The organism is Desulfovibrio psychrotolerans, from assembly GCF_013340305.1.
In the GTDB taxonomy this organism is placed as follows: Bacteria; Desulfobacterota; Desulfovibrionia; order Desulfovibrionales; family Desulfovibrionaceae; genus Halodesulfovibrio; species Halodesulfovibrio psychrotolerans.
In genome coordinates this window covers 73,892-98,860 of record NZ_BLVP01000005.1, presented here as the reverse complement: position 1 = coordinate 98,860, position 24,969 = coordinate 73,892, and the positions used below count along the sequence as shown (strand labels likewise).

The 24,969-nt window shown below is 60.1% G+C and carries 19 protein-coding genes; 8 read left to right on the top strand and 11 right to left on the bottom strand.

Features of this window, described 5'->3' with window-relative positions; genetic code table 11:
• Nucleotides 1-12 precede the first annotated feature (12 nt).
• Nucleotides 13-1,326, bottom strand: a complete 1,314-nt coding sequence (gene dsrA, locus HUV26_RS05015) for a dissimilatory-type sulfite reductase subunit alpha (RefSeq protein ID WP_174409016.1) — start codon at nucleotides 1,324-1,326, stop codon at nucleotides 13-15.
• A gap of 516 nt (nucleotides 1,327-1,842) precedes the next feature.
• On the opposite strand from dsrA, the gene HUV26_RS05010 reads away from it, so the two are divergent.
• From HUV26_RS05010 to HUV26_RS04985, 6 genes are all read left to right on the top strand, one after another.
• Nucleotides 1,843-2,100 carry a hypothetical protein gene (locus HUV26_RS05010; protein WP_174409015.1) on the top strand — a complete coding sequence of 86 codons (258 nt, stop codon included), beginning with the start codon at nucleotides 1,843-1,845 and terminating at the stop codon, nucleotides 2,098-2,100.
• Between the two features lie 242 nt (nucleotides 2,101-2,342).
• Nucleotides 2,343-2,912 carry a type I restriction enzyme HsdR N-terminal domain-containing protein gene (locus HUV26_RS05005; protein ID WP_174409014.1) on the top strand — a complete coding sequence of 190 codons (570 nt, stop codon included), beginning with the start codon at nucleotides 2,343-2,345 and terminating at the stop codon, nucleotides 2,910-2,912.
• A 101-nt stretch (nucleotides 2,913-3,013) separates the two neighbouring features.
• Nucleotides 3,014-3,802: a hypothetical protein gene (locus HUV26_RS05000; RefSeq protein WP_174409013.1), complete on the top strand. Its 789-nt coding sequence runs from the start codon at nucleotides 3,014-3,016 to the stop codon at nucleotides 3,800-3,802.
• Nucleotides 3,799-5,622 carry a triose-phosphate isomerase gene (locus tag HUV26_RS04995; RefSeq protein WP_174409012.1) on the top strand — a complete coding sequence of 608 codons (1,824 nt, stop codon included), beginning with the start codon at nucleotides 3,799-3,801 and terminating at the stop codon, nucleotides 5,620-5,622. The genes HUV26_RS05000 and HUV26_RS04995 overlap by 4 nt, the downstream gene beginning before the upstream one ends.
• Before the next feature lie 202 nt (nucleotides 5,623-5,824).
• A complete protein-coding gene (locus HUV26_RS04990; RefSeq protein ID WP_243451270.1) occupies nucleotides 5,825-6,727 on the top strand; it encodes a Tim44 domain-containing protein in 903 nt (300 codons plus the stop codon).
• Between the two features lie 185 nt (nucleotides 6,728-6,912).
• Nucleotides 6,913-7,803, top strand: a complete 891-nt coding sequence (locus HUV26_RS04985) for a septal ring lytic transglycosylase RlpA family protein (RefSeq protein WP_243451269.1) — start codon at nucleotides 6,913-6,915, stop codon at nucleotides 7,801-7,803.
• Between the two features lie 75 nt (nucleotides 7,804-7,878).
• Here HUV26_RS04985 and fumC read toward each other — a convergent pair whose 3' ends face one another.
• Both fumC and HUV26_RS04975 read right to left on the bottom strand, forming a co-directional pair.
• Complete coding sequence (fumC, locus tag HUV26_RS04980) at nucleotides 7,879-9,288, bottom strand: class II fumarate hydratase (RefSeq protein WP_174409011.1); 1,410 nt, start codon at nucleotides 9,286-9,288, stop codon at nucleotides 7,879-7,881.
• A gap of 57 nt (nucleotides 9,289-9,345) precedes the next feature.
• The gene (locus tag HUV26_RS04975) at nucleotides 9,346-10,284 is read right to left on the bottom strand and encodes a LysR family transcriptional regulator (RefSeq protein ID WP_174409010.1); all 939 of its coding nucleotides are present in this window, start codon (nucleotides 10,282-10,284) and stop codon (nucleotides 9,346-9,348) included.
• Between the two features lie 633 nt (nucleotides 10,285-10,917).
• Between HUV26_RS04975 and HUV26_RS04970 the strand changes: the two genes are divergently transcribed.
• Both HUV26_RS04970 and HUV26_RS04965 read left to right on the top strand, forming a co-directional pair.
• Nucleotides 10,918-12,117 (top strand): DUF401 family protein, encoded by a 1,200-nt coding sequence (locus HUV26_RS04970; protein WP_243451268.1) that lies wholly within the window; start codon nucleotides 10,918-10,920, stop codon nucleotides 12,115-12,117.
• 146 nt (nucleotides 12,118-12,263) lie between these two features.
• Nucleotides 12,264-12,980, top strand: a complete 717-nt coding sequence (locus tag HUV26_RS04965) for an HAD family hydrolase (protein ID WP_205245118.1) — start codon at nucleotides 12,264-12,266, stop codon at nucleotides 12,978-12,980.
• Nucleotides 12,981-13,088: 108 nt separating this feature from the next.
• Here the strand turns inward: HUV26_RS04965 and HUV26_RS04960 are convergent, their stop codons facing one another.
• The 8 genes from HUV26_RS04960 to HUV26_RS04925 form a co-directional block, all read right to left on the bottom strand.
• Nucleotides 13,089-14,753, bottom strand: a complete 1,665-nt coding sequence (locus tag HUV26_RS04960) for an ABC transporter permease subunit (RefSeq protein WP_174409008.1) — start codon at nucleotides 14,751-14,753, stop codon at nucleotides 13,089-13,091.
• Nucleotides 14,750-15,853: an ABC transporter ATP-binding protein gene (locus tag HUV26_RS04955; protein ID WP_174409007.1), complete on the bottom strand. Its 1,104-nt coding sequence runs from the start codon at nucleotides 15,851-15,853 to the stop codon at nucleotides 14,750-14,752. The genes HUV26_RS04960 and HUV26_RS04955 overlap by 4 nt, the downstream gene beginning before the upstream one ends.
• Before the next feature lie 184 nt (nucleotides 15,854-16,037).
• The gene (locus tag HUV26_RS04950) at nucleotides 16,038-17,066 is read right to left on the bottom strand and encodes an ABC transporter substrate-binding protein (protein ID WP_205245117.1); all 1,029 of its coding nucleotides are present in this window, start codon (nucleotides 17,064-17,066) and stop codon (nucleotides 16,038-16,040) included.
• A gap of 183 nt (nucleotides 17,067-17,249) precedes the next feature.
• Nucleotides 17,250-18,311 (bottom strand): phosphotransacetylase family protein, encoded by a 1,062-nt coding sequence (locus HUV26_RS04945; RefSeq protein ID WP_174409006.1) that lies wholly within the window; start codon nucleotides 18,309-18,311, stop codon nucleotides 17,250-17,252.
• 99 nt (nucleotides 18,312-18,410) lie between these two features.
• A complete protein-coding gene (locus tag HUV26_RS04940; RefSeq protein ID WP_174409005.1) occupies nucleotides 18,411-19,619 on the bottom strand; it encodes an acetate kinase in 1,209 nt (402 codons plus the stop codon).
• A gap of 23 nt (nucleotides 19,620-19,642) precedes the next feature.
• Nucleotides 19,643-21,757: a phosphate acetyltransferase gene (gene pta / locus HUV26_RS04935; RefSeq protein ID WP_174409004.1), complete on the bottom strand. Its 2,115-nt coding sequence runs from the start codon at nucleotides 21,755-21,757 to the stop codon at nucleotides 19,643-19,645.
• Nucleotides 21,758-21,883: 126 nt separating this feature from the next.
• On the bottom strand, nucleotides 21,884-23,173 hold the full coding sequence (locus HUV26_RS04930; protein ID WP_174409003.1) for a (Fe-S)-binding protein: 1,290 nt from the start codon (nucleotides 23,171-23,173) through the stop codon (nucleotides 21,884-21,886).
• Nucleotides 23,174-23,176: 3 nt separating this feature from the next.
• A complete protein-coding gene (locus HUV26_RS04925) occupies nucleotides 23,177-24,565 on the bottom strand; it encodes an FAD-binding oxidoreductase (RefSeq protein WP_174409002.1) in 1,389 nt (462 codons plus the stop codon).
• Nucleotides 24,566-24,969: the final 404 nt, after the last annotated feature.

Sequence of the window (24,969 nt, the reverse complement as noted above, 5' to 3'; positions counted from 1 at the left end):
CTCCTCTCTTGACTAGCGCAGGTGGCGCTTGCGGTATTCGGTGATGTCGCGGTCCCAACCTCCGGGTACTTCTTCTTCCTTGAAGAAGATGTAGGGATTGTGGCGGGGTTCCATGACGTGGCGGGGGTCAGCGGGCTGGCCCGTAACTTCAAGCAGCTTCTGCAGGGAGAGACGCTTCATGGTCTCACCGAGGCGCTCGCGGTTCTTGCCTTCTTCCATCCACCAGTCCCAGATGTTCTCAACAACTTCCTTGATTTCATCGAAGGGAGACTGTGCTTCCACGAAGGGAACCACGAGAGAGGACATCTGAGCGCCGTCGAGAATGGGAGCCTTTGCACCGCAGAGGATGGAGGCGCCGCGTTCATCGCCGATGCGCAGGGCGCGGGGCATGGTGTTGATGCAGTGCATGCAGCGCACGCATTCCTTGCGGTCGATGGTGAGCTTTGCGCCGTCCCAAGTAATGGCTTCGGAGGGGCACAGCTCCACAACTTCCTTGACGAGGTCGAACTTGCCCCAGTCGCGGCCGGAGTGGGCGCCTGCGTTGGGCTTGAATTCGCCGGCAACATACGCCTTAACGGCGGCCTGGTCGATCTTGATGCTGTCCTTCCAGGTGCCGATGACGGAGAAGTCGGAACGTGCGATGGCGGCAACGCAGCCGTTGGGGCAGCCATCGAACTTGAACTTGAACTTGTAGGGGAACGCCGGACGGTGCAGTTCGTCCTGATACTCGTTGGTCATCTCGAAAGCGAGAGCCGACGTGTCGTAACAGGCGTATTCGCAACGGGTTTCGCCCAGGCAGTCTGCGGGGGTACGCAGGTTGGAACCGGAACCGCCGAGGTCGGTGTTCAGGTTGTGGGTCACTTCCCAGAAGATTTCTTCCAGCTGGGGAGTGGTGGTGCCGAGCAGAACGATGTCGCCGGTGGAACCGTGCATGTTGGTGAGGCCGGAACCGCGCAGGTCCCAGATATCACACAGGGCACGCAGGTACTCGGAGGTGTAGTACTTGCCCGAGGGCTGGTTCAGGCGGACGGTGTGGAAGTGCGCCACGCCGGGGAACTTTTCGGGCTGGTCACAGTAACGGCCGATAACGCCGCCGCCGTAACCGAAAACGCCCACGATGCCGCCGTGCTTCCAGTGGGTTTCACCGTCGTTGTAAGAAAGCTCGAGAACGCCCAGAAGGTCTTCGGGGCAGTCCACGGGAATCTGGTAGTCAAGACCCTTGGGGTTCTTGGCACGAGATTCGGCTTCCTGCTTGATGTCGGACACGAAGCTGGGCCACGGCCCGGATTCGAGCTGGTCCAACTTGGGAGTCGCATGTTTCGCCATTGCCTTACCTCCACAAATGGTATGGTTTAAGTTCAAAACCAGACAGTCCACGCACGCCCATTGGCGATTCTGGTCGGGCTGCGTGGTCGTGCGTACGTGTGCAGGAACCGGTCTTGTAACCTGCACCGAGGTCACGTGATTTTTTGGACAAAGTACTCCCTTGCTATTGGGAAGTACCCGTTTTGTCAAGCCCAAATCCCTTTTTACATCGGTTGATCGCGCATATTATAATTGAAGTTTGCAGCCTGACTCCGGCAGTTTTCAGGGCTTGTCCGCGCCGTGTTCCGGCTGACATCGGCACAGGCAACATCTGCAGTCCGGGGGCTGAGAGGCATTGTGCCCGGATGTTGTCCGCTCCGGTTTTGCCGGTGGTGTTGCGCCGCACTCTGCGGAGTGCATAGGCGGGTTGGCATTTCTGCGTGCTCCGTCCCTGCGCGCGGTGTTGCAAAGGGAGCGAATGCCCTTGACCTTGGCCTGAAAAGAGGCCACATCCGTCCCAGAAAACGGAGGTTCGGCATGAAGGATAATCTGGGACTCTACTACTATCCCGACCCGGCGGACAAGAAAACCCGCGTGTATGTGTGCATGGAGGCCGACGAAGTGCACTTTCGCGTGTGGCGGGACGATCATCCGCAGGTGTGGGACCGGCACGGGTGGGTGCCCTATTCCGCCATCGAGCAGGCCGCCGGACTGTACAAGGAGATGGGGCGGGCGTCTGACCCCATGCGTCTGTACGACATAGGTGTTGCCAAGGTGTTGCTGCGGGAAGGGTAGCGCGCCGTTGTTTATGTTATTTCCGGGCAGCCTGCGCAGGCTGCCCTTTCTTTTTTTGGTGGGTGCCGCAAGATAGGGGACAGATATTGCGGACAGCATGGACAGGGCCGTGGTGAGGTTTTATGCTGTATGGAAATCACCGTGCGTCTGGTGAGACCCTGTGAGATTTGGTGAAATTTGGTGAAATTTGGCGAAATCTGGTGGAGTCATGGTCGGGCCTGGTGTCCGCCGGAGGAGGTGCCATGCATGAGGTGAGTCTGGGGCAGACCATTCGCGATTATCTGACCGGGGAGCATATTGACAAAACCACCTACGAGGACCTGCGGCAGGCGCTGGCGCAGATGCTTGTGGAGGAGCGGGGGTATCCTTCTGCGGCACTGCGCTCCAAGGTTGCCGTGCGGTTTCCCGTGGTTGCAGCATCATCAGGTGAAGCCGAGGAATACTGCCGCACCGTGGATGTGGCGGCCTATGCCGACGACGGTACCCCTCTGCTCATCCTGCTGTTCTGTCCCGGGCAGGTGAATACCTACCGGCGTGAAAGCCTTGCCGCAGCGCGGCTTTTTCCCGGCGGTCCCGTGCCGCTGGCACTGGTGACGGACACACGGGAAGCCATTCTTGTGGGAGTGCAGGAGGATGTGGTGCTGGGCGAGGGGATGCGGGCGGTTCCTTCATGGAACGAACTTGCCGCGCTGGTTGCGGCGCACCCCGTGCACCCGCTTTCTCCTGAGCGGGAGGAGGGCGAGCGGCGGATTTTGCACACCTACAGCGAGTTCATTAAGACCTGCTGCGATGCCTCGGTATGCATGCTGTAGTTGCTGCCAGTTGTTTGATTTTGCTGAATAAATGCTGGAATGGGGCTATTTTGCGTTTTTGCAAAAAGCGTGTATAACCCTTTTTTCCAACGAGGAGAAGCATGTCCAGACGCTGGATTGAAGCCAACAGGAACGAGTTTACACGTGACGTCATGCGGGATTTCTGCATGGCGACCAAGGTGCTGGAAGAGCAGTTTGCCCGGTTTGAAGAAACCGGGGCGGTGAGCTTTGCCACCATGAGCGACCTTTTGGGCACCATGATGAACAAGGGGCTTCTGTGGCGTCTCAAGGACACGGCACATCATCTTTTCCGCACCGGGCAGGACGACCACGTGACGGCAAAGATGCTGGACTGGGCGCTTGGCTATATATTTCATGAGTGCATAAAGCTGAAGGAAGACGCCTACCAGCAACAGCACTATGCCCCCATTTTGCGTACCCTGCAGCAGCACGAAGGCTACGCAGAAGTGCGCGGGCTGGGCGACCCGCTTTCTGAGGTGCTTACCCAGACGCGGCAGAGCATTGAGCGGGAAGTGCGGCGGATAGAATTTATTCTTGAGCAATGCCGGGAGCTTATATGTATCTATTATGCCCGGCATGGCGGAAACAGATTGCTGGCGCGCCTGCTGTTTGACCGCAACGAACTGGTGCGTGCCGTGTTCGGCCCCCGGTATGAGGCGCTGATTTCAAGCGTGTATGAGGATGTTCCCGAGCGTATGTACATTCTGGCCGCCGAAGGCCTGATGGAGTGCGGCCGCCCGGAAGAGGCGCACCGTGCTGCCACCGAGGGCGTGCGGCTTAATCCTGCATGCACGCGGGCCAAACGGTGCCTTGCCGACGCCGAGGCCATGCTCCTGACCAATTCCCCAAGGAGGGTACAGAATATATGAGTCTGCTGCATTTGAACCGGGCCACATCCAAGCACATTCTGGATAACCCCGAAAAGGCGGAATTGTACCGCGAGCTGTTTCCGTACACCAAGGTGAGCCGTATCGCCTTTGACGATATTTTTCTTATGCCCCGGCCTGCGGACCCCATGTTCATAACGGATACCACCTTCCGTGACGGGCAGCAGGCCCGGCCGCCCTACACGGTGAAGCAGATTGAGACCATTTTTGAGCTTATGCATAAGCTGGGCGGCATGAGCGGGCTTATTCGCGCTTCGGAATTCTTTATGTATTCCGACAAAGACCGCCGCGCCATAGAGGCGTGCCGTGCCAAGGGATACAAGTATCCGGAGATAACAGGCTGGATACGCGCCCATAAGGACGACCTGAAGATCGCCAAGGACATGGAGTTCCGCGAAGTGGGCATGCTCACCTCGGTTTCGGACTACCATCTGTATCTCAAGCTGGGGCTGGACCGCGAACGGGCCATGCGCAGTTATCTGGATGTGGTGGAACAGGCGCTGGAGTGGGGCATATCGCCGCGCTGCCATTTTGAGGATATTACCCGCGCCGACATACATGGTTTTTGCCTGCCCTTTGCCGAGCGGCTCATGGAGCTTTCCAAGGAGAGCGGGTTGCCCATCAAGATTCGCCTGTGCGACACCATGGGCTACGGGGTGCCGTATCCGGGTGCGACGCTGCCGCGCTCCGTTCCCCGCATTGTGCGGGCGTTTACGGACGAGGCGGGGGTTCCCGGGCAGTGGCTGGAATGGCACGGGCACAACGACTTTCATAAAACGCTGGTGAACGGCGTTACCGCGTGGCTCTACGGCTGTGCGGGGGTGAACGGAACCCTGCTGGGCTTTGGCGAGCGCACCGGCAACACGCCCATTGAGGCGCTGATTATTGAGTACATATCCCTGACGGGAGAAGATGACGCCGCCAACACGCAGATGATTGCCGCTGTTTCCGAGTATTTTGAAACAGAGCTTTCATACAACATTCCGGACAACTATCCCTTTGTGGGCAAGGACTTTAACGCCACCAGCGCGGGCATACATGTGGACGGGCTGGCCAAGAACGAGGAAATATACAATATCTTCGATACCCGGAAGATTCTGAACCGCTCCGTGCCCATTATCATTACCGACAAGTCGGGCCGGGCAGGGGTGGCCTACTGGATTAACCAGTACCTCAAGGTGCCTGAGGAAAAGCAGGTTTCCAAGAAGCATCCCGCCGTGGGCAAGATTTACGACCGCATTATGCATGCCTACGAACAGGGGCGTAACACCTCGTTCTCCAATAAGGAAATGATCAAGCTGGTCAAGCGGTACATGCCGGAGCTCTTTGCTTCTGACTTCGACCATTTGAAGGCGGTGGCAAACGACCTTGCCGCGCACCTTATCGTGCGGCTTTCCGAGGAGTGCGAAATCCGTCTGGGCAAGGAAAACCAGCTTTGCCTGAAGGAATTTGCGCAGGAATACCCCTTCATCCAGTACCTGTACCTTACGGACAACAAGGGCAGGCTTATCGCGGCGGAAATTACGGACGAGACAAACAAGCACAAGTATGCCGACCTTGCGCCGGGGTATGACTTCTCCAACCGTTCGTGGTTCATCCAGCCCATGCGTACCGGGCAGCTGCATATTACGGACATGTATTCCTCTTATTTTACCGGCAAGCTCATCCTTACGGTTTCCGCCGCCGTGACGGATGAGAATGACAACATAACCGGCGTGATAGGGGCGGATATTCAGCTTGAACAGCTGCTTAAGCGGCAGGGCGAGCTGGATGACGAACTGCATCCCGGCGAGCTGTATTAACGGCAGCCATACTGGAACCATTGCGGCCTTCCGCCCTGTGTGCTTTGCGGCAACGGGACGGGGGGCCGCTTTTCACAAGCGGAGTCCGGGAGTTGGCCGCGTGTGGGCGGTGCAGCCAAGGTGAGGGAGAGTATGCCGGAAGGCGGAGGCCCTTGCCCCGGAGAAGAAGCGTTAACCAACGAAAACAAGGGAGTGCCGAACCATGAACAGAAGACTGGTATCCGTCTTTATTATCTTTTTTATGACGCTGGGCGCGTTTGCGCTTATGCATGACACGGCGGACGCCCGCAAGATGGGCGGCGGCAAGTCGTTTGGCAGCAAGCCCAGCTACCAGCGCAGCACGCAGCAGCCGGCGCAGAGCCCGACCTCGCCTGCGCGGACGCAGAACACCAATGAGCAGGCACGGCAGGGCCAGCAGGCGCAGCAGGGTGCCGCGGCACCGCCCATGGGAGCCAGAAGCGGGTTTGGCGGTATGCTGGGCGGCATGCTTATGGGCGGACTTATAGGTTCCATGCTGTTCGGCGGCGGAGCCGGGTTAGGCGGTCCGGGGATGCTGGATATGCTGCTTATAGGCGGCGGCCTGTTCCTGTTGTTCCGCTTTCTGCGTGCGCGGCGCATGGCTGCCGAAGGTGCAGGACCGCAGGCGGGCGGCGCGCAGACGCATGAGCGGGCTGCCAATGCATGGGGCAACCTTTCCACGGCGTCGGAACCGGCTTACGGTCCCGATCTGCCTGCCGGGTTTGATCCCGATGAGTTTTTGCAGGGAGCCAAGGCTATCTATGTGCGTCTGCAATCCTCATGGGACAAGCGCGACATTGACGATATCCGCCAGTTTACCTCGGACGAGGTGTATGAAGAAATAGCGCGGCAGGCCACGGAAGATCCCACTCCCGGCAAGACCGAACTGCTGCTCATTACCCCGCAGCTTATCGAAGCGCGCGAGGTGGGGCAGCAGATTATTGCCACTGTGCTGTATGACGTTATGCTGCGGGAAGATGGTGACACGCACTCCAGACAGGACCGCGAACTGTGGCACTTCAGCCGCGACCGCGACCGCCCCGAAGATTTTTGGGTGCTGGAAGGCATACAGCAGATAGAGCGCTGATACGTTTGCCCCGTGTGACAGGTCTGGCTGACCGTATAGGGCAGGGACAGGGCACAACGGGCATTTTTGCGGCAGGCACGGAAGGCGGGTTTTGGCCTTTCCGTGCCTGCACGTGAAGCTTGCGGCATTGGACTCTAGAGTATATATTGAGGAAATTAAGAAGATACATATACAACGGAGGACCCATGCATAGAAAATGCCTGCCGTTCCTTCTGCTCGCAACGCTCCTGATGGCGGTGGCGCTTTCCGCCGGTTGCGCGAAGAAGAAGATATCTCCGCCGGAGACCATACACAGGCCCACTCCCCCGGCGGTGACGCAGCCGGGGCAGCCCGAGCCGCTTCAGCCCCCTTCGCGCTGGCAGAAGCCGCGGACCTATACCATAAACGGCAAGACCTACACCACCATGTCCTCAGCCGCAGGATTTGTGGAAGATGGCGTGGCCTCTTGGTACGGCAAGGATTTTCACGGGCGCAAGACCGCCAACGGCGAAGTGTACGATATGTACGGCATGACTGCCGCGCACAAGCTGCTGCCCTTTAACACGCCGGTGCGGGTGACCAACCTAGAGAACGGCCGGTCTACCATTCTGCGCGTGAATGACCGCGGGCCGTTTATCAAGGACCGCATCATAGACCTGACCTACACGGCGGCGCAGGAAATAGGCATGGCGGAAACGGGCACGGCACGCGTGCGGGTGGAGGCGCTGGACAACTTTAACGACACGTCGAACACCTTTGCGGAAGCCAATATTGCGGATGAACCCGCAGCCCGGTCGTCTTCTTTTTCCCTGACCACGCAGGCGGTGGCTGCGCAGCCGCGACCTGCCGCACGGCCGGAGAGTTTTTTGCCCGAGGGACGCTATTTTGTGCAGATAGGGGCCTTTGGCAAGAAGGAAAACGCGGAAAATCTGGTGCGTACCATGCAGCAGAGCAACAAGCCCAGCCGTATGGTGTATGATGAGAACAGCGGTATGTGGCGCGTGCAGGTGGGACCGTTTGCCCGTGTGGACGTGGCGGAGAACACCAGAAATGAACTGGTGTATGTGAACGACAAGAGTTTTATTTTTGCGGATTAGCCCCAGCGGCTGAACGGAAAACGGGAAATAGAAGGGCCGGGAGCGGATTGCTTCCGGCCTTTTTTGTTTGTGCGGCTATGGGGCCTGGTGCGGTTTGGCCATGGCGAGGGGCTGCACGATGGCGTTGAACCGTTCTTCCGTGAGATAGCCCAGCGCAAGGCAGGCGGCCTTGAGCGTGGTTCCCTGAGTGTGGGCTGTGTGCGCCACCTGTGCGGCCTTGTCGTAGCCTATCTCCGGCGTGAGTGCCGTGACCAGCATGAGCGAGGCCTCCACATGGCGGGCGATGGCTGCCTCGTCTGCCTTAAGCCCTTTTACCGCGTGGTCGGTGAAGGAGCGGCAGGCGTCTGCCAGCAGGTTCATGGAGGTGAGCAGGTTGTGTATCATGAGCGGTTTGAAGACATTAAGCTCAAAATGGCCCTGTGCGCCCGCCATGGCCACGGCGGTATCCAGCCCCACGACCTGCGTGGCAACCATGGTCAGGGCTTCGCACTGGGTGGGGTTTACCTTGCCGGGCATGATGGAGGACCCCGGCTCGTTGGCGGGGAGTTCCAGTTCGCCGATGCCGCTGCGCGGACCGGAGGCCAGCCACCGGATGTCGTTGGCTATTTTCATGAGGGAACCGGCAAGTGTGCGCAGGGTGCCGGAGGTCATGACAACAGCATCGTGGGCGGAAAGCGCGGCGAAGTAGTTGGGGGCGGGTACAAAGGGCAGGCCTGTTTCTTCGGCGATGTCTGCTATGGCGGCGGGGGCGAATTCCGGATGGGTGTGCAGCCCAGTGCCCACGGCCGTGCCGCCCAGCGCGAGCCGCATGAGGTGGGGCAGGGCGGCTTCCATGCGTTCCAGATTTTCATCAAGCAGGGCCACATAGCCTGAAAATTCCTGCCCCAGCGTCATGGGCACGGCGTCCTGCAGATGGGTGCGTCCTATCTTGACGATATGGTCCCAGCGGGCGGCCTTGTCCTGCAGGGCGAGGCGCAGATAGCGCACGGCAGGAATGAGGGTGCGCGTGAGGGTGAGGGCGGCGGCGATGTGCATGGCGGCGGGGAAGGTATCGTTGGACGACTGAGACATGTTCACGTGGTCGTTCGGGTGTACGGGGTGCTTGCTGCCCGGCGTGCCGCCCGCCATTTCTATGGCACGGTTGGCGATGACCTCGTTCACGTTCATGTTTGTCTGGGTGCCGCTGCCTGTCTGCCAGACATGCAGCGGAAAGTGATCGGAAAGTTTGCCCTGCGCGACCTCGCGGGCGGCGGCGATGATGAGGTCTGCCTTGTCTGGAGCGAGTTTGCCCAGCGCTTTGTTGGCCCGGGCGGCGGCTGTTTTCAGCAGACCGAAGGCGAGAATGACCTCATGCGGCATGCGATCGCTGCCGATGGCGAAGTAGTGCAGCGAGCGCTGGGTCTGCGCACCCCAGTAGCGGTCTGCCGGAACCTGTACCGGTCCCATGCTGTCGGTTTCTGTACGTGTGACGGGGGTAAGGTTCATGGGCTCTCCTCGTTTCTGCTGTGCCTGCGGGCGGAACTGATTGGACGTGGGCTCCTTCTATTGTCTATAGTGGGGCGGGGCATGTGTCCAGCATGCCTCGTCCGCGGCGGGGGCAGAGTCGGCCCATACCGCCTGTACCACGGACAGGATGGCCTGCATAAGCGGTTCGTCGCTGCGTGCGGTCTTGCAGGCAAAGGTGAGGGGGATATCCATTTCCGCGCCGCGCCAGACGGCCACATGGCCCAGCCTTTCCAGTTCTTCCGCTTCGCAGCGGCGCAGCACGCTCAGGCCTTCGCCCGCGATGACCAGAGCGCGCAGGATATCTTCGTGATCGGTTTCCACCACGCGCCTGAGGGTGAGGCCCTGTGCCGCGAAATGGCTGTTCAGAAGGCTGTGGAACGGGCACGCCGGGGGCACCCATACCCACGGCATTTCCGCGATGCCGCGCATGTCTGCCCCGTCGATCCTGGTGCGCCATCTGGCTGGTGCCACGATGCTTAACGGAACGCGCGCAAGCTCATGGCCCGTGAGGGCGGGGTTGGCGCCGGTGGTGCCGTAGACGAACCCGCCATCCATGGTGCCCTTTGCCACGGCATCGAGCACCTCGAAGGTCATGGCCTGCACGAGGTTGAGTTCCACCTCCGGGTGGTGCTGCCGCATGCGGGTGGAGAGCAGGGCCACGCGCAGGAAGGCAGGGTCGGTATTAAAGCCTATCTTCAGGGTGCCGTGCAGGCTGCCGCCCAGCGTGCGTGCCTCGCTGAGCAGGGCATTGGCGGAATCGAGAATGCTGCGGGCGCGTATGAGCAGCCGCTGGCCTTCCGGAGTGAGCGTCATGCCCTTGGCCGTGCGCAGGAAGAGGGGGACGCCGAGTTCCTCTTCCAGCGCGCGCAGATGCCCGCTGACGGCGGACTGGCTGAGGAAGAGGCGCTCTGCCGCGCGGGTCATGTTTTCTTCTTCGGCAATGGCCACGAAGGACCGTAGCTGGTGCAGTTCCATGTGTTGTGTTCTCCCCTGCGCCGTGTGGATACACAGGATGTAGCGCGGATGGGGCCGGGAAGCCAATCGCAAAAACAGAACACACCCATGGGGAATATCCATTGGCAGGTGAAACGGGAGGGGTGCTACGGGAAGTGAATACCGGCACGGCGGCGCGCATGATGACGTTGCCCGATGGCCGGTGGTGCCGGGGAGGTGCCGTATGCTCCGTGTTTACGTTTCGTTATGCCGTGTTCTGTGCGCGTTGTTCTGCTTTATGTGTCAGCCGGAGGATACCCGCACAGGCGAAATGGGGATGAGGCCGGATGTGCACCCGATGCTGTCCGGCCGGGCTGCCGGGCTGGCGTGGCGCATGAAGGGCGTGCTGTGGTTCTGCATTGCCATGGCTGCGGGGTTTGCCCTTGGTCTGCCGGGGTAGGCACAGGCGGCTCTAAGCGTCTGCCATGTGCCGCCTGTTTACAAAGCGGAGAAAAGGGAGGATGAGAAATGGCTTCACCTTTTGCCGACAGGAAATGCCATGTTCTCTCTTCACGCAGCCGTTCCCCTGATGAAGCTGGCAGCGGTTTTTCTCGCCATGCTTGCCGGTATCCGCCTGCGGCTGGGCCTTATTCTCTCCATCTCGCTGGGCAGCCTGTGCTTGCGCTGCTGTTCGGGTTGCCCGTGGCGCAATGGCCTGCAACGGCGGGGCTTGCGCTGGTGCATCCGCAGACGGTTTTTCTGGCCCTTATTGTGGCCCTTATTCTGGTGTTCAGCGATCTGCTGGGGAAAACCGGGCAGGCGACACGGCTTATGGACAGCCTGACCGGATACCTGACCCGCCCGCGCCTGCGACTGGTCTTTTTTCCCGTGCTCATCGGGCTTTTGCCCATGCCGGGAGGGGCAGTGTTTTCTGCGCCCATGCTGGGCAGCGTTTCGGAGAAGCTGGACGTGCCCCCGACGGACAGGGCCTTGCTGAACTACTGGTTCCGGCATGTCTGGGAGACGTGGTGGCCGTTGTATCCGGGCATTATCCTTGCCGCTTCCATCTGTAATATTTCCATTGGCCGTATTGCCCTGTACGGGCTGCCCGGCATGGCGGTGATGCTGGCACTGGGCTGGTTCTTTATGCTGCGCCCCGCCGTGCTGCCCCTTGCGGAAACCGTTCTGCCCGTAGCCGTGGCGGCGGATGAAGGCGGGGTTTCCACCCCTGCCGCGCATGCACGGAACTGGCGCGAGGTGCTGCGGCTGGGACTGCCGCTGCTGGTAGCCATAGCGGGCGCGGTGCTCATGGAGGTGGGCATTGCCCTGTGGGCTCCGCAGGTGCCGTTTGAACTGGGGGTGACGGGGGCGCTGCTGGCAGCCATAGGGGTGGCCATGGTGCAGAATCCGGGCAGTGCCCCGCTGGCGTGGCAATCGCTTGTGCGCGGACATTTGTGGGAGATGCTGGGGGTGGTGTTTGCCATTTTCATCTTCAAGGATGTGCTGGCGGCGGCAGGGGTGGTGGAAGAAATCTCGCGGCTGGCGGGCGGGGCAACGGCACTGATGGTGGCTGCCGTGCTGCTGCCCTTTCTGGTGGGCATGGTTTCGGGCATTACCCTTGCCTATGTGGGGGCTACCTTTCCGCTGCTGACGGGGGTGCTGGCCCAGACGGGGATGCAGGAGCACCAGATGGCCTATGTGATGCTGGCCATCTTTTCCGGCTTTACGGGCATTATGTGCACGCCGCTGCATATTTGCTTTGTGCTCACCTGCCGCTATTTTCATGTGGATATCGTGCCGGTGTGGCGGCGGCTGGTGGTGCCCTGCCTGCTGCTTCTGGGCTGCGGCGTGGGGTATTTCTTCCTCCTGTCTTAGAGCACGGCTGTTGCAGTAGGGCATGTTCCGTCAACAACCGGTCACGTATGGCAGGTAGGTATTGTGCGAAGACTGCGCGCTCCTGCGTTGCCGGAGGGGTTGGCGGGGAGCGCACCAGTGTGGACGGACATACCGAGGAGAATGCAATGCAGCGGGCAGGAACCCCCATACGCGGTGTCCTTTTTGACAAGGACGGAACCCTTTTTGATTTTCATGAAACGTGGCGGCCCATTATGCACAAGGCGGCGCTCTTTGCCGCTGCAGGGGACGCGCATCTTGCCGCCGAGATGCTGCATGTTGGGGGATATGATGCGGCGAGCGGGCGTTTTTTGCCCGATTCCGTCATCGCGGCAGGGCATGCGGGGGAACTGGCGGAACTCTGGTTGCGGCATGGTGCATCGGTTCCGCTGGCGGAACTGAGGAACGGGCTGGACACCCTTTTCAGGCGTGAGGCGGAAACAAGCTCCGCGCCTGTGCCGGGACTGCGAGACCTTTTTCGTGATCTTTCTCTCTCCGGGCTTGTTCTGGGCATTGCCACCAACGACAGTCTTGCTGGGGCGCAATCCGCCGCACGGCAGTTCGGACTGGAGCGGTATGTCTCGTTTGTTGCCGGGTATGACAGCGGCTTTGGCGCAAAGCCGGGGCCGGGAATGGCTCTGGCCTTTTGCGATGTTGCGGGGCTTGCCCCTTCTGCCGTGGCGGTGGTGGGCGACAGTGCCCACGATATGGCCATGGGGCGCGCAGCCGGGGCAGGGCTGTGCATAGGCGTGCTGACCGGGGCGGGAACGCGGGAGACGCTGGGCAGGTATGCCGACATGGTGATGGACGATATTTCCGGCCTTGCGGAGCAGTTCATTTTTTGAACGCCCCTGTCCTGACAGGAGACAGTTGCCGGGTTTTTCAGAAAGGGTATCGGGCCGATGGTCCGATACCCTTTTGCTTTTGGTGCGGGAACGGGTGTGCGGGTTCCGCTAGCGGATAAGCGAGATGTGGCGGAAGCCTGCGGCATTCAGCACAAGCCGGGCAACGGCAAGGGCGAGCATGACCACCGCCATGATGCAGACGGAAAAGGCTGCGGCCTGATTGACGGCTCCCCGGTCTTCCAGCAGCAGGACAGATACCGCCGCCACCTGCGTGGACGGGGTGATGAGGAAGATGACCGCCGACAAGGTGACCATGCTGCGCATGAAAAAGAACACGGCAACCCCGACAAGGGTGGGCCACATGAGGGGGAGCGTGACCTTGCGCATGGTGCGCAGGAAGGTTGCTCCGAGCGAGGAGGATGCCTCGTCGAAAGAAGGGCTTATCTGTTTCATGCTGGTGGAGGCGATGAGGAAGCCCTGTGCATGGTAGTAGTAGACGTTGCAGATGGCGATGAGCACCAGCGTGCCATAGAGGGGATAGATCGGGTTATCCGGTGAGTTGAAGGCAAGGATGTATCCCAGCCCCAGCACCATGCCGGGGATGGCGGCGGGAACGATGCACAGGAAGTAGAGGGGGGAGTCCAGAATGGTGCGGAATTTTTCCGTGACGTACGCTGCCAGCCCGGTCACGGTGACACCGATAAGCGCGGCCATGAGACCTGTGTATATGCTGTTCCAGAGAGGCTGAATGCCGTTTTGTACGTCAAAACCGTAATGCAGCAGGGTCAGCTCCATGCGGTAGGGCCACAGCCTGGTGAAGCTGGCAAAGACGACAATGCCCACCACGGCGAGAATGGCAGCGCACAGAAGCAGGGCATAGAGGGTGAACAGGCTGTCGCGCACGGCGTGGGGCCGTATGCTGAGCGGCTGCGACCCTTCCGATATCTGCGCGTAGCTGCGGCGGTTGAACCACTTTTCCACGCCCACGGCGATAGCCACCGGGATAAGCAGCACCATACCGATGACGGCACCGAGTTCGAAGTTGGCCTGCCCGATGACCTGATTATACACCTCTGTGGCGAGCACGCTGTAGTCGCCGCCCACGACCATGGGGTTGCCGAAGTCCGTTATCACCAGCGTGAAGACGACAAAGCATGTGGCCACAAGAGCGAAACGGTTGGAAGGAAGCGTGACGGTGAGAAAGGTGCGCAGGGGGCTTGCCCCCAGAATGCGCGAAGATTCGTAGAGGCGGTTATCCGCCTGCGAAAGCGAGGCGGAAAGGATGAGAAAGGCGTAGGGGAACACATAGAGCACGCTGGAGATGACAATGCCCCAATACCCGTAGATGGATATTTCTGTGCCCAGCATGCGGTTTATGAGTCCGTTGCGCCCCAGCATGAGCACCAGACCCTGAGCCTGCACCAGTGAGGGCGCGAACAGCGGCATAAGCGCGATGAGGCGGAACAGATTGCGGCATGGCAGGCAGGTGCGCTGCACGGCAAAGGCAAAGCCGTAGGAGAGCACAACGGCAATGGCCGTTGTGACGGAGGTGACGGCAAAGCTGTTGCCGAGCAGGCGTCTGAAACGGTCTGTGCTGAGGGTGGCGGCGTAGTTTTGGAGTCCGAAGCCTTCCGGCGTGTGGAAGCTGAAGCCGAGAATGCTTATGAGCGGATAGAGCACAAAGATGAGCAGGGGAAGTGCTATGATGGCCGCGACAAGAACCTTCAGCAGCGGTTCGTAATTGATGGAGAGCGTACGCGCCGGTTCCGTCATTGCCATTCCAGAACGTGAACGGATTCCGGCGCAAAGGTGACGGCCTGCGGCATGCCTGCGTGCAGACCTTCATGGACTCCCTGCAGTTCTGCAACGATGCACATCCCGTCTGCATCGGTTGCCGGGGCGGTCATGCCGTGGACCTGCCCGACGGCTCCGATGTGCCTGTCATGCTCTGCGGGCAGCCTGAGGCTCACCCGTGTCAGGTTGCCCAGATGGACAACCCTGTCCACCACAGCGGCAAGGTGCGGTGCACCGTTGCGGGGGGCAAGGCGGACATCTTCAGGACGTATGCCCACCAGAAGGGGCTGCTTTGCGGCGGGTTCTGCCGCACTGCCTGCCGGGGTTCCGCTGAGCATTGCGGACAGGCCGATGTTGGCGGGCATGATGTTCATTTGTCCTATGAATTCTGCGACAAAGCGGTTCTGCGGTTTGCGGTACAACTCCATGGGGCTGCCCTTTTGCATGACCTTGCCGTTCTGCATGACAACCACGCTGTCCGCCATGGTGAGTGCTTCTTCCTGATCATGCGTGACCATAATGGTGGTAATGCCCAACCGCTGCTGAAGCGACCGTATTTCTCCCCGCAATTCTTCACGGACCTTTGCATCGAGGGCGGAAAGAGGTTCGTCCAGAAGCAGGGCGGAGGGATTAGGGGCAAGTGCCCGGGCCAAGGCAATGCGCTGCTGCTGACCGCCTGAAAGCTGGTGAGGATATTTGGCGGCGTGATCACGCAGCTGTATCAGTTCCAGCATTTCGCCAACCCGTAAAGCGGTATCCTTTTTGGTCCATTTGCGGCATTCCAGCCCGTAGGCAATATTGGCCGCTACGGTCAGATTGGGGAACAGGGAGTACGACTGGAACACCACGCCGAAGTTGCGGTTGCGCGCGGGCACCGGGGAAAGGTCGTTGCCGTCGAGGCGCAGGGAGCCGCTGTCGTGTGATTCCAGTCCGGCGATGACACGCAGCAGGGTGGTTTTTCCGCATCCGGAAGGCCCGAGAAAACAGACAAGGCTTCCTGTTTCTATGGAGATGGAAACATCGTCCAGCGCCTTAGTGTGGCCGAAATACTTTGTAACGTTGCTGAGTTCCAGTGACATATGGATAGTCCCCGCTGCGGATACCGCAAGGCATCAGGCTTGTCTGCATGTTTGCCCTGTGAGGATGGCGGGCAGGGTGCAACATGCAGTCCGGTGAAACACGGGAGGTGCGGCCCCGTGTTGCGGGGCCGCACAGCCTGTGAATAAAGCGAAGCTACAGGATGGCCGATGGGATGGAACGGGCTTAGCGTTCCAGCGTCTTCTGCCACTGTTGCAGAATGCGGTCGCGGTTCTGGGCTGACCACGCAAAGTCCATATCCACCATCACGGAGCCGACGTCCTTGGGCAACCCGGCGTTAATGAAGGCTTCCGGCATGGAGCCGCCGCTGACGGTGACGATTTCCTTCCACACATAGTACTCGTCCACCGCGGAGTCGCTGAGCGCCCAGTCTATGAACCGCTTGGCGGCTGCCTTGTTGCGCGAGGACTTCATGAGACCGGTTGCTTCCAGCTCGTTTCCCGCACCTTCCTTGGGAATGACCATGGTGATGGGGTAGCCTTCGTTGATGTTCTTTATGGCGCGCAGGGCAAAGGAGGCACCCACGGCAAATTCACCGGCGCTGGCAGCGTTGCAGGGGCGGGAGCCGCTCTTGATGTATTGGGCGATGTTCTTGTCCAGATCGCTCAGGTATTTCCAGCCTTTTTCTTCGCCCTTCATCTGAAGCAGAGAGGCGATTTGCAGGTAGCCGGTGCCGGAGCTGGCGGGGTTGGGCATGACCACCTCGCCCTTGAATTCGGGCTTGAGCAGGTCTTCCCACGAGGTGGGCATGGGGAGGTTTTTGCGGGCAAGCACTTCGTTATTCACGCAGAAGGCCGCCATGTATCCGGTGGTGGCAAACCAGCGGTCCTGCGCATCGCGGAAGCGGGCGGGAACGCGTTCAATGCCTTTGGGCTTGTAGGGTTCGAGCATATCGAGGATGCGGGGGTCTACCATGTTGGTAACGGCCCAGCCCCAGATGACATCATGACGGGGATTGTCGGCTTCTGCCAGCATGCGGGCGTGCAGGTCGCCGGTGGAAAGGCGCAGCAGGTTGACTTTCAGGTCCGGCAGGTCACGCTGCATGGCGGCGAGAAATGCTGCGGCTTCGTCTTCCTCGTAGGAGGTGTAGACGGTGATTTCGTTCGCCATGGCGACCGATGAGAACAGCAGCGTGGTGCAGAGCACTGCCGCAGACAGAACCGTGTGCATGAACGCGCGAAACTTCTTCATCATGACTCGATTGCTCCTTTTGTTATGAAATACCGAGGACAGGCCCTGCATGAGATGCAGATTTCCACAGTATATTCATGGAGCAGTCGCCGTAGCGTTACGCAGGCATGGCAAAACGGTTACGCTGCGCCGCAGAGGGGCGCGGGAAGGGGCAGGAGCAAACGGGGAAAGCGGGGGACACGGATGCTACGGGGCTACGGCAGCGCGGATACGCTGCATATCCACCACGCTGCCGACCAGTGAGGCGGCGCGCTCTATCTTGACCAGTTCGCGCAGTTTCTGGCTGCCCAGAATGTGTTCCATGTGCTTGGCAACGGTGTAGGTATCTGCACTGACCTGAATGACGGGGACGCCCTTCTGTTCCGAGCGGGCGCGCACCAGTTCGTTGGGCGTGATGTTGCCGGTGAGGATGAGGCAGGGGCAGTCGCCTTCCAGCGCGACCAGTTGCAGGTCTGTCCGGTCGCCGCCCACGATGGTGGCGGAGTGCTGCTGCCTGCGGAAATGGGCCATGAAGTTTTCCACCTGCATGGTGCCGATGAGAAAATCTTCGATGATGCGCTGGGAGTGGGCGTTGCCGGAGATGATTTTGCCGCCGAGCCGCCACGCCAGTTCCGATGCCTTGATGGCGTTGAGCAGCGGATCGCGCGGGATGATGCCCAGCACGTCTATGCCCTTGTCTCTCAGGTAGGGCACCAGAATTTCTTCCGCATCGCGCATGAAGTGGTCCGGCACGTCGTTGAAGAGCACGCCCAGCAGGGAATCGTTCAGTTGCTCGCGGATGGTGAGCACCGCGTCGTAGTGCAGGGTGGTGTCGTAACGGTCTACCAGCAGGGTTTGCAGCCCCAGCGCGCGGGAGACGGCAAGCCCGTCTACGCCCAGATGCTTGCCCCGGTACAGGAAGGAGCCGCTGCCGCAGACCAGCATGACATCCTTGTCGCGGGAGAGGGCGGCATACGCATCGCGCACCCGCTGCATGCAGTTGCCGCATTCGCCCAGCCGGGTGGCGCGCAGGTTGTGGGGGATGAGCACGGGGGTGAGCATGTCCGGGGCGGCTTCCAGCCCCAGCACCTCGCGGATGAGCATGGCGTCTTCATCGCCCTGCACCTCGTCCACGGTGACGGGCAGCGCGCCCACGGGCTTCATGTAGCCCACGCGCAGACCCTGCTTTTGCAGGGAGAGACCCAGAGCCAGCGTGGTGATGTTTTTGCCCGCAAAAACCCCGGTGGAGGCGATGTAGATGCCGTTCATGCCGTTCTTCCTTCTGTGCGTGCCGCGCGGCGGGTAAAGGCAAAGGGGCAGGGCTGCGCACAGCCCCGCCCCGGGAATGCAGAACCGGTCTGAAAGGGATTAGCCCTTCAGCACGTCCACGGTTGCCTGTGCGATTTCCAGTTCTTCGTTGGTGGGAATGATCAGCACCTGCACCTTGCCGCCCTTGCTGATGGAGCGGGCAACGCCGCGGCGGGTATTGTTTTCTTCCAGATCGATTTCAATGCCCAGATGTTCCATGTCTTTGCAGACCTCGGCACGCATGTATTCATCGTTCTCACCCACGCCGGCGGTGAAGACCACGGCGTCGATGGGGCCCACGGTGGCAATGTAGGCGCCGATGTACTGCTTGATGCGGTAGCAGAACATTTCGAAGGCAAGCTGGGCCTTGTCGTCACCCTTTTCAAGGCGGGCGGTGTGGATGTCGCGCATGTCGTTCATGCCGCACACGCCCTTGAGGCCCGATTCCTTGTTCAGGATGGCGTCGATTTCCTTGATGGTAAGGCCCTTGTTCTCTGCGAGGAAGGGCAGGATGGCGGGGTCTATATCGCCGCAGCGGGTGCCCATCATCAGACCGGCAAGGGGGGTCATGCCCATGCTGGTATCAATGCACTGGCCGTTTTTGACCGCAGCCATGGAGCAGCCGTTGCCCAGATGGCAGGTGACGAGGTTGACCTCATCTGCCTTTTTGCCGAGGAACTTGGCTGCCTGCTTGGTGACAAAACGGTGCGAGGTGCCGTGGAAGCCGTAGCGGCGGATCTTCAGTTCCTTGTACAGGCTGGTGGGCAGCGGGTACAGGTATGCCTTGGCGGGCATGGTCTGATGGAATTCCGTGTCGAAAACGGCCACGGAGGGCACGCCGGGGAAGAGTTCCTGCGCCACTTCAATGCCGGAGAGGTTGGCAGGGTTGTGCAGGGGGGCAAGGGGAATGTTGTCGTGGATGGCGGCGCGGACAACGCTGTCCACCACCACGGACTTGGAGAAGGTTTCGCCGCCCTGCACCACGCGGTGACCGATGGCGTGGATTTCCGACTTGTCCTTGATGACGCCGCGCTCGGGGTCGGTGAGGATGTCCACCACGGTCTTCATGCCTGCCACGTGGTCGGGGAAAGGCTGTTCTACGGTGAACTTCTTCTCTTCAGCGGTGCCGGGCATGACTTTGTGGGTAAGTTTGCCCTGAGTTTCGCCGATGCGCTCGACAAGGCCGGAGCACAGCGATGCCTCGGTGTTCATGTCGATGAGCTGGTACTTAAAGGAAGACGAGCCGGAGTTGATAACGAGTACGTTCATGGTTCCTGATTCCTTGGGGGCTGCTACAGCAGTCCTTTTTCCGCCTGCGCCTGAATGGCGGTTATGGCGACGGTGTTGACTATATCCGGCACCGTGCAGCCGCGGGAAAGGTCGTTAACGGGCTTGTTAAGACCTTGCAGCACGGGACCGATGGCTACAGCATTGGCGGCACGCTGCACCGCCTTGTACGTGTTGTTACCGGTGTTCAGGTCCGGGAAGATGAAGACCGTGGCCTTGCCCGCAACCTGCGAATTGGGCAGCTTGGTGGCGGCAACGGATTCATCGATGGCGGCATCGTACTGGAGCGGGCCTTCCAGCAGCAGTTCGGGTGCGCGTTCCTTGGCTATGCGTGTGGCTTCGATAACCTTTTCCACGTCTGCGCCCTTGCCGGACGAGCCGGTGGAGTACGAGAGCATGGCGATACGCGGCTCAACACCGAAGATGCGGGCGGTTTCCGCCGAGTTGATGGCGATTTCCGCAAGCTGCTCCGAGGAGGGGTTGGGGTTGACGGCGCAGTCGCCGAACACCAGCACCCGGTCCTTGAGGCACATGAGGAACACCGACGAGACGATGGAGGCCGCAGGCTTGGTCTTGATGAATTCGAACGCCGGGCGGATGGTGTGGGCCGTGGTGTTTATGGCACCGGATACCATGCCGTCCGCATCGTCCATCTTCACCATCATGGTGCCGAAGTAGGTGGGGTCGCTCATGGCGTCCCGCGCCTGTTCCATGCTGATGCCCTTGGCCTTGCGGAATTCGTAGTAGGCTTCCACATACTGGTTGAACTTGGGAGACAGATTGGGCTGCATGATCTGCACATCGCCAAGGTCCAGACCCAGTTCGGAAATCCTTTTGCCCACCTCGTCCGCATCACCCAGCAGGATGATTTCGGCCACGCCGCGCCGGTCCAGAATTTCGGCAGCGCGCAGGATGCGCTCATCCGTGCCTTCCGGCAGCACGATGCGCATTTTGTTGCGCTTGGCCTTTTCGATGAGGTTGAACTCGAACATCTTGGGGGTGACCTTGGAAGACTTGCGGCCGATGACGCGGCGGGCGATTTCCGCCGTATCCACATGCCGCTCGAACACGCCGAGGGCGGTGTTTATCTTACGATCGTTCTCGGGGTCAATCTTTCCGTACAGGTCGTTCAGGATTTGGGTGGTGAGGTAGGTGTGCTCCTTCACCAGCAGGATGGGCACGGGGACGCCTGTCCAGCCTTCGATAAGGCGGTGGACGTTGGGCGCAGGTTCCAGGCCGCCTGTGAGGACGATGCCGGAAATATCGGGATAGGCGTTGGACAGGCGCGTGGCAAGGGTGGCGATGATGATGTCGCTGCGGTCGCCGGGGGTGATGATGAGGCTGCCCGTGTTCACGTAATCGAGGAAGTTGCCTATCTGCATGGCGGCGATGAGGTAGTCGTCCACCAGTGTGTCCAGACGGCCGTGACCGTAGAGCACGGTGCCCTTGAGCCATTTTTTGACGTCATTCATGGTGGGCTTGCCGAGGGTGGGCTCCTCCGGAATGACATAGACGCACAGGGGATTGGTGCAGCGGGTCTTGCACAGCAGCGAGCCGATGATCTGCTCGGCGTTTACCGAGGCGACATCGGCCCGGTTGATGACGGCGGAGACGATATCCAGCCCCTTCTCTTCCAGCGAGTCGATGGTAAGCTGGGTGGAGCTGATGATCTCTTCCGTTCCCTTGCCCTGCCCGTTGGCTACCACCACCACGGGACAGCCCAGGTTGGCGGCGATGTCTGCGTTCAGGTCAAATTCGAAAGCCGCATCCTTGCCCAGAAAGTCGGTTCCCTCGCACAGCACGAAGTCGTAGTTGTCTGCGAGCTTCTTGTACTTGTTGAGGATGTTGTCCAGCAGCGTGGCGTGCTGACCGTGGTTGATCAGTTCGCGTGCTTCGTGCAGGGAGTAGGCGTAGGTATCCTCGTAGGGGATGTCCAGCCCGAAATGCGTGAGGATGAGATTGATATCGTGGTCACGCGTTTCCTGCTTGAGGTTGTTGATGATGGGCCTGAAGAAGGCGACTTTGCGGACATCCCTGAGCAGTAGTTGCATCATGCCCAGCACGACGGCGGATTTGCCGCTCTTGGATTCCGTGGCAGTGATGTACAGGTTGTTGGACACGGTTGAGGCTCCTTGCATATCCAGACACTTGCCGGGCGTGATGCCGGCTCCGGGGCGTAACGGGACCCATTCCCGAGACGGACAGGCATCCGCCCCTCCCGTGAGGGGCGGATGCATTGTAGTACATTAGAGCGTTTCTGCGTATATCTCAATGCTATGTTTCACGGCCACGCTGTCATTATGCTGCGACAGCATGTCCGTCATCTGCATCATACACGCAGGGCAGCCTGTGGACACTATTTTTGCTTCGGAAGCAACGATATTCTCGCGCTTGCGTTCGCCGATCTTCTTGGAAAGATCGTAGTGATAGAGGTTGAAAGTGCCGCCGCAGCCGCAGCAGCGGTCGGCTTCGTTCATCTCTACCAGTTCATAGTTGGGGTTCATGCGGATGAGGTCGCGGGGCTGCGTGGCCACGCCGAGGCTCTTTTTCAGATGGCATGAGTCATGGAAGGTGACCTTGGTGCCGCCCTTGGGTGCCTCTGCAGGCTTGACGCCCAGCACATCTACCACGAACTTGTTTATATCCATGGCCTTGGCCGCAATGCGGTCGATCTTGTTACGCAGGTCTTCCGGGTATTCGCCTGCGAACTGGGGCCACAGCTCGTGGATGGTGGAAATGCACGACCCGCACGGCGCGACAATGTAGTCGTAGTCGCCGTCTGCAAAGATGTTCACGTTGAACTTGACCATCTTGTCGTAGGCCACGCGGTCACCGGCGGAAAGGGCCGGAATGCCGCAGCAGGCCTGTGCGGCGGGCATCCACACGCCCACGCCGTGGTGGCGGAAGACCTTAAGGCAGGCTTCGCCCGCCTTGGTGTACATTTTGTCCGCCACGCAGCCGGGGAAGAACAGCACGCGGATGCCGGACTTGCCCGTGGGGATGTCTATGGTGCCGTATTTGCTGTGCAGCGACTGCTTGGCAAGGGGCGAGAAGTGCCTGTCGCCTATGATGGGCGAAAGGAACTTGGAGCACGAGGAGCCGAGCAGTTCGTTGGCCTGCGAGGTGAAGATGCCCTGGAACTTGGAACCGACGTCCAGCAGCATGTTAAACAGCTTGGGGTTGCCCACCATGCCGCGCAGGATAGCTTTTTTGACGGGCGAAAGGCCCATGTAAGTGTTCACGATGGTGCGGCCGCGCAGGAAGATATCCATGACCTTCACGCCGGACGGACAGTTGGCGGCGCAGGAGCCGCACAGCAGGCAGCGGTTCAGCCGTTCCTGCACGCCGTCTGCGTCGCGGATCATCTCGTGGGCAAGATTTTCCAGCAGGGCGATCTTGCCCCGGGTAACGTCCGCTTCCTTCATCGTTTCCGTGAATACGGGACAGACAGCCTGGCACATGCCGCACTTCATGCAGGCGACCATCATGTCGTCCAGTTCCTGGAGCATTTTTGCGAGTTTGTTCAGATCGGCCATGATTTACCTCCCCGCAATGATCTTGCCGGGGTTCAGAATATTCTTGGGGTCAATGGCCTTTTTCATGTTCAGCGAGTACTCGATGGTGGCGCGGGAGGTTTCCTTCTCCATCCACTTGGACTTGGCCATGCCTATGCCGTGCTCACCGGAAAGGGTGCCCTTGAGCGAAAGGGCCACGTCGAAGATTTCGTCCACGGCTGCTTCCACGCGGTGGAATTCCTTGGTATCGCGCTTGTCGCACAGGATGGTGGGGTGCAGGTTGCCGTCACCGGCGTGACCGAAGGTGCCGATCTGGATGTCGTACTTCTTGGCGATGTTGTTGATGGCGGCGACCATGGCCGGGATCTGCGAGCGCGGCACGGTGGCGTCTTCCAGCACGGTGGTGGGACGGGCGCGGGCAAGGGAAGGCAGCGCGTTGCGGCGGGCTTCCCACAGCTTGAGCTTTTCTGCGGCGTCCTTGGCGACAACGATCTTGGTGGCGCCGGTCTTTTCCAGCACCTTGACCACGGTTTCGGCTTCATCGGCCACCTGTGCGGGGTGTCCGTCCACCTCGATAAGCAGGATGGCGGCGGAATCTACAGGCAGACCGGCCTTGGTGAAGTCTTCTACGTAACGCATGCAGGCCTGGTCCATGAACTCGAGGGTACAGGGAACCACGTGGGCGGCAATGATGCCTGCCACGGCCTCGGAAGCTTTGTTCACGTCGTCGAACACGGCCATCATGGCCTTGGAGGCTGCCGGGGGCGGGGTGAGCTTGAGGATGATTTCGTTGAATACGCCGAGGGTGCCTTCGGAAGCGGCCATGAGTCCGGCAAGATTGTAGCCGGTGACACACTTGACGGTGCGCGAGCCGGTCTTGACCAGTTGGCCGTTCACGTCAAAGAACTCCATGCCCATGACGTAGTCTTTGGTAACGCCGTACTTGAGACCGCGCAGGCCGCCCGCGTTTTCTGCAACGTTGCCGCCGAGGGTGGAGACAGCCTGTGAACCCGGGTCCGGGGGATAGAAGAGGCCGCGCTTGGCCACTTCTGCGGCGAATTTGGCGGTGACCACACCGGGCTGTACCACGGCGTAGAGGTCCTGTTCGTTGATTTCCAGAATTTTGTTCAGGCCGTTGGTGAGCACCACGATGCCGTCGCGCTTGTCCGGGATGGTGCCGCCGGAAAGATTGGTGCCTGCACCGCGCACGGTGATGGGGTTGTTGTTCTCGTTACACAGGGCAACGACCTTGCCGAGCTGCTCGGAATTGGTCGGGCGAACAACCAATGCGGGGACAACAGGTTCGAGCACGGCGGAATCGTACGAGTAGGACTGACGGTCGGCTTCGGTGGTGAAGACGTTTTCGTCGCCTACGATGGACTTGAATTCCTTGATGAGCGATTCACTGAGCATGGAGAAGTTCCTCCGAAAGGGCGTTTTAGGGTCTGCCGCTTTCTGCCCCGATATCCGGCAACGGGAGGCAGGAGCGGTGAAAAAAGACGGAGCAACCTGTGGTAGACCGCTCCGTTGACCAACGTTTGCTGGGAGCACCACCGTCTTGATTGCCGGGAGCGGGTATCGCGCATCCCGCTCCCGACAAGAGACGGGGGGTAGAACATATCTTGAAAGAGCTTGGGGGCATGGGGTCTGCGGGAGGTGGGCGGCTTGCGTCCGCGTTACGCCCTTTCCGTTTACAGCCGTGTCATGCGGCCTGCTCTTTCTGCCTATTCTTTCTGCCAGCCCTTTTCCGTGTGCTGTGGGCGCACCACCCGGAAAAAGCGACTGTGCGGAGAATACGGCGTTATTTCAACTTCATG

Coding starts and splice junctions, on each gene's coding strand:
- dsrA (WP_174409016.1), bottom strand. CDS start 1,326: ATGGCGAAACATGCGACTCCCAAGTTGGACCAGCTCGAATCCGGGCCG.
- HUV26_RS05010 (WP_174409015.1), top strand. CDS start 1,843: ATGAAGGATAATCTGGGACTCTACTACTATCCCGACCCGGCGGACAAG.
- HUV26_RS05005 (WP_174409014.1), top strand. CDS start 2,343: ATGCATGAGGTGAGTCTGGGGCAGACCATTCGCGATTATCTGACCGGG.
- HUV26_RS05000 (WP_174409013.1), top strand. CDS start 3,014: ATGTCCAGACGCTGGATTGAAGCCAACAGGAACGAGTTTACACGTGAC.
- HUV26_RS04995 (WP_174409012.1), top strand. CDS start 3,799: ATGAGTCTGCTGCATTTGAACCGGGCCACATCCAAGCACATTCTGGAT.
- HUV26_RS04990 (WP_243451270.1), top strand. CDS start 5,825: ATGAACAGAAGACTGGTATCCGTCTTTATTATCTTTTTTATGACGCTG.
- HUV26_RS04985 (WP_243451269.1), top strand. CDS start 6,913: ATGCATAGAAAATGCCTGCCGTTCCTTCTGCTCGCAACGCTCCTGATG.
- fumC (WP_174409011.1), bottom strand. CDS start 9,288: ATGAACCTTACCCCCGTCACACGTACAGAAACCGACAGCATGGGACCG.
- HUV26_RS04975 (WP_174409010.1), bottom strand. CDS start 10,284: ATGGAACTGCACCAGCTACGGTCCTTCGTGGCCATTGCCGAAGAAGAA.
- HUV26_RS04965 (WP_205245118.1), top strand. CDS start 12,264: ATGCAGCGGGCAGGAACCCCCATACGCGGTGTCCTTTTTGACAAGGAC.
- HUV26_RS04960 (WP_174409008.1), bottom strand. CDS start 14,753: ATGACGGAACCGGCGCGTACGCTCTCCATCAATTACGAACCGCTGCTG.
- HUV26_RS04955 (WP_174409007.1), bottom strand. CDS start 15,853: ATGTCACTGGAACTCAGCAACGTTACAAAGTATTTCGGCCACACTAAG.
- HUV26_RS04950 (WP_205245117.1), bottom strand. CDS start 17,066: ATGATGAAGAAGTTTCGCGCGTTCATGCACACGGTTCTGTCTGCGGCA.
- HUV26_RS04945 (WP_174409006.1), bottom strand. CDS start 18,311: ATGAACGGCATCTACATCGCCTCCACCGGGGTTTTTGCGGGCAAAAAC.
- HUV26_RS04940 (WP_174409005.1), bottom strand. CDS start 19,619: ATGAACGTACTCGTTATCAACTCCGGCTCGTCTTCCTTTAAGTACCAG.
- HUV26_RS04930 (WP_174409003.1), bottom strand. CDS start 23,173: ATGGCCGATCTGAACAAACTCGCAAAAATGCTCCAGGAACTGGACGAC.
- HUV26_RS04925 (WP_174409002.1), bottom strand. CDS start 24,565: ATGCTCAGTGAATCGCTCATCAAGGAATTCAAGTCCATCGTAGGCGAC.